The organism is Luedemannella flava, assembly GCF_039528515.1.
Lineage (GTDB): Bacteria > Actinomycetota > Actinomycetes > Mycobacteriales > Micromonosporaceae > Luedemannella > Luedemannella flava.
This window is the reverse complement of sequence record NZ_BAAALT010000208.1, coordinates 1-3,858: the sequence shown is the minus strand read 5'-3', so window position 1 is coordinate 3,858 and position 3,858 is coordinate 1. Positions and strand designations below refer to the sequence as shown.

The window sequence follows — 3,858 nt, the reverse complement described above, 5'->3', positions numbered from 1 at the left end:
CAGGCCCGCACCATCCGCATCCCGGTGCACATGGTCGAGCAGGTCAACCGCATGGTCCGCGCCCGCCGCGACCTGGCGACCACGCTGGGCCGCGAGCCGTCGGTCGCCGAGGTGGCCACGGCCCTGGGCGTCGAGGAGTACCAGGTGCTGGAGCTCATCTCGTACGACCGGGAGCCGGTGAGCCTGGACCAGGCCGTCGGCGAGGACGGGGAGAGCGCGCTGGGCGACTTCGTGGCCCGCGTCGACCCCCGCGACGAGCCGGGCGACGCGGTCTCGGAGGGCCAGCTGCGCAACGAGGTGGCGGTCGTGCTCGCCACGCTCTCGCAGCGCGAGCAGGCGGTGATCCGGCTGCGCTTCGGCCTGGACGACGGCCGCCAGCGCACCCTCGACGAGGTGGGCCGCGAGTTCGGCCTGTCCCGCGAGCGCATCCGCCAGATCGAGAAGGTGACGCTGCTCAAGCTGCGCCACCCGTCGCGCGCCAAGCGCCTCGAGGTGTTCGCCAGCTGACGCCGCAGCCGTCTGCTGGCGAGGACGGAAGCTGGCCGATGTGGCACTGCTTCCTGAATTGTGCGCATGGGCGCCCCGGCCGGTCGATCCGGTCGGGGCGTCGGTGCGTTCGCCGTTCCTAAGGGGACGGCGCGACGCCGAGCAGGGCGTTGTACTTCGGGATCAGGCCCGCCGGGATGGCACGGTCGCGGAACCCCTTGACGGCCCAGTCCTGGTACTGCACGGGGATGATCGCCTTGAGTCGCTGGTCGTAGCCGGCGCCGGCCTCCGGGACGTGCACCAGTGGCGGCTGCTGGCGCAGGTCGACCGCGGCGGGCCCGGAGATGTGCGCCGACATCTGGTACGGCTGCCCGGGCGCCCCCGCCGCGCACAGGAAGTACGTGTACGCGGTCGTGACGTCCGCCGCGCGCTTGGCATCGGCGGGCGCGAAGCCCATCAGCTCCACCACGCAGGCCACCTTCGTCTGCGCGGCGTCCACGGCGTGCCCGTGGTTGTGGTGCTCCGCCGGCGAGAGCTGCTCGATCGCGGTCACGCTGCGCGCGACCAGGTCGGCGCTGAGTTGCGCGGGCGACTGGGCGCTGGGCGACAACGGCGCGGCGGCCAGCGCCGCGAGCAGCAGGACGGCCTCCGGCACCAGCCACCACCAGCGGCTCAGCCCGACCGTGCCAGCCTGCCGGGGAGCATCGACAACCGTGGACACGGCCAGATCGTCGCACGGGCACCGCGTACGCGCGAGCGCCGCTGATAGTTACATGGGTTCGACCCGGCACCGCTCCAGGCCGTCGAGGAGCAGGTCGAGGGTGAACTGGAACTCGACCTGGCTGTCGCACCAGCCCAGCGTCGGGTCCGTGGCGGCGTGCAGCTCGGCGGCCACCATCGCCGCCAGGTGCGGCATCGCCTCGGCCATCGCGGCCAGCGCGGCCTCCTCGGCGTCCGGGTCCTCGTCGTCACCCCCGCCGAACGTCTCCTGGACGAACCCGAGCGGCATGCTGCCGAACGCGTGCAGCGCCCGGTGCGCGATCCGGTAGCTGAACCCCGCGCCGATGAGCGTGGCGAGGATCTTCTCGTAGTACAGGTAGAGCACGGGCGGGACGGGCCGGCCGCGGCCCAGGAGCGCGGGTGCCCACGGGTGGCGCAGCATGACCTCCCGCGCCGTCAGGAACCACCGGCGCAGCGTGACCTGCCAGTCGTCGTCCCTCTCGTCGTCGACCGCGCCCACGATCTCGCCGACGACCGACTCCACCAGGCCGTCGAGCAGCGCGTCCTTGCCGGGCAGGTGGTGGTAGAGCGACATCGCCTCGACGCCGAGGTCCTTGGCGAGGCGGCGCATGGTCAGCGCCGGCACCCCTTCCGCGTCGGCGAGGGCGACCGCGGCCGCCAGGACCCGTTCGCGGCTGAGTGGTTCCCGCACACTTCCCTCCTCTTGCATCGCCGCCATACAGTGTAAGGCGCCTTACGTTGTAAGGTTGACCTTGAAAGGGAGTCACCCCCATGGACGCGTTGGTCCGCACGGCCCGCACGACGGGCCTCTTCTACCTCGGGCTCGCCATCACCGGCATGTTCGGTTTCCTGCTCATCCGGCCGAAGCTGTTCGTCGCCGACGACGCGGCGTCGACTCTGGCGAACCTGGTCGCGCACTCCTCGCTCGCCCGCGTCGGCGTCGCCTTCGAACTCGGCATCGTCGTCACCCAGGCGCTCCTCGCGATCTGGTTCTACCGGCTGTTCCGCACGATCGACGCCGTGGCCGCCGGCAGCATCGCCGCGTTCGGCCTCGTCAACGCGGTCGCCATCCTGGGCAGCGCGGCCATGCTCGGCAGCGCGGTCACGGTCGCGCACGAGCCCGTGGGCGACGCGGCGGCGACCGTCCAGCTCCTCTACCTCATCAGCGGCAACCTGTGGACCGCCGGCAACCTGTTCTTCGGCCTGTGGCTCGTGCCCATGGGCCTCTGCGTGCTCCGGTCGCGCTGGATGCCCCGTCCGCTGGGCTGGGTGCTCGTCGCCGGCGGCGTCGGCTACGTCCTCGCCGGGTTCGCCACCTACCTCTTCCCCGGCGTACCCGCCATCGCCGAGGTGCTCACCGTGCCGGCGACCGTCGGCGAGTTCTGGATGATCGGGTACCTGCTGATCCGCGGCGTCCGCCGCACCGCGACGGCATCGCCCGAGGCCCTCCCCGCCACGTGAGCAGACCTGCTCGTGGATCGGACCGGTCCGGTCCGGTCCACGAGCGGGTCAGGGGAGGCGACGCGGGCCCGTGTCGGGGCGGAACGCCGGTGGCCCGTAGGAAACCTCGGCATGCAGGACCGTGCAGCCGGTCGCCTGCGCGAGCACCGGGTTGAGCAGCAGGCGGCGCACGCCCGCCTGCTCGTCGGCGAGCCGGCCCACCCGCAGCAGCAGCTCCACCAGGGCGTCGATGTCGACCGGGTCGGCGCCGCGGTGGCCCAGCAGCAGCGGGGCGGCGCGCGGCGCGCGGACCAGCTGCGCGGCGTCCGTGTCGGTGAGCGGCGCCGCCCGCCACGCCCGGTCGCCCAGCAGGTCGGTGGCCTCACCGCCGAGGCCGAACCCGACGATCGGGCCGAACGCCGGGTCGTCGACCACCTCGACGGTGCACGCGACGCCCGGCGCGGTCATCGGCTGGACCACGACGTGCGGCCCGAACGCGCGCGACACCTCGTCGTACGCCCGGCGCACCGCCGCGGCGTCCGCGAGGTCGAGCCGCACGGCGCCCAGGTCGAGCCGGTGGCGCAGGCCCGGCGCGGTGGCCTTGAGCGCCACCGGTCCGCCGCACGCGGCCGCGACCGCGACCGCCTGCTCCGCCGTGTGCGCCGCCACCTCGCCGACCACCCGTACGCCGTGGGCGCCGAGCAGGTCCCACGCGGGGCCCCCCGCGTCCGCGACCGCACGGCCGCCCGCGGTGTCCACATCGGACAGCGGCACGATCTCGCCCGCCGGCTCACGCCGCCACGCCGCGTAGGCCGCGACGCGCGACAGCGCCCGCGCCGCCTCCTCGACCGTCCGGTACGCCGGCACGGCGCCGCCCGCCGGCGGATCCTGCCCCAGCAGCACGGCGACGACCGGCTTGTCCGCCTCGACGGGCCCCGCCGCGAGCCACGAGGCCGCCTCGAACGGCGATCGCGCCCCGCCCGACGACGGGGCGACCGGCGCGTCGGTCGGTCCGTCCGGCGGCGGGACCACCACGAGGACCGCGTCCGCGGCCCCGTCCACCACGGCCGCCCGCGCCGCGTCGGCGAGATCAGCCGCCGCCACCGGGTATCCGGGCGCGACCTCCAGGCCGGCCCGGACGCAGACCCGGGCGGCCAGCGCGGCCAGCGGCGCCGACGTCGCGACCACCCC

5 protein-coding genes are annotated in these 3,858 nt (G+C 74.5%); 2 read left to right on the top strand and 3 right to left on the bottom strand.

Annotation, left to right across the window (positions count from 1 at the left end; all coding sequences use genetic code 11):
* Positions 1–507, top strand: a 507-nt coding sequence (locus ABD211_RS26190) for a sigma-70 domain-containing protein (RefSeq protein ID WP_344137383.1), incomplete at its 5' end; no start/stop codon positions are given.
* A 118-nt stretch (positions 508–625) separates the two neighbouring features.
* On the opposite strand, the gene ABD211_RS26185 is transcribed toward ABD211_RS26190, so the two are convergent.
* A complete protein-coding gene (locus ABD211_RS26185; RefSeq protein WP_344137380.1) occupies positions 626–1,207 on the bottom strand; it encodes a hypothetical protein in 582 nt (193 codons plus the stop codon).
* A gap of 48 nt (positions 1,208–1,255) precedes the next feature.
* Positions 1,256–1,918, bottom strand: coding sequence for a TetR/AcrR family transcriptional regulator C-terminal domain-containing protein (locus tag ABD211_RS26180; RefSeq protein WP_344137377.1), 663 nt, complete (start codon positions 1,916–1,918; stop codon positions 1,256–1,258).
* Between the two features lie 80 nt (positions 1,919–1,998).
* On the opposite strand from ABD211_RS26180, the gene ABD211_RS26175 reads away from it, so the two are divergent.
* Positions 1,999–2,688 carry a DUF4386 domain-containing protein gene (locus ABD211_RS26175; protein ID WP_344137374.1) on the top strand — a complete coding sequence of 230 codons (690 nt, stop codon included), beginning with the start codon at positions 1,999–2,001 and terminating at the stop codon, positions 2,686–2,688.
* A 48-nt stretch (positions 2,689–2,736) separates the two neighbouring features.
* Here ABD211_RS26175 and ABD211_RS26170 read toward each other — a convergent pair.
* Positions 2,737–3,858: acetate--CoA ligase family protein (locus ABD211_RS26170; RefSeq protein ID WP_344137370.1), on the bottom strand; the 1,122-nt coding region annotated here is incomplete at its 5' end.

Coding starts and splice junctions, on each gene's coding strand:
- ABD211_RS26175 (WP_344137374.1), top strand. CDS start 1,999: ATGGACGCGTTGGTCCGCACGGCCCGCACGACGGGCCTCTTCTACCTC.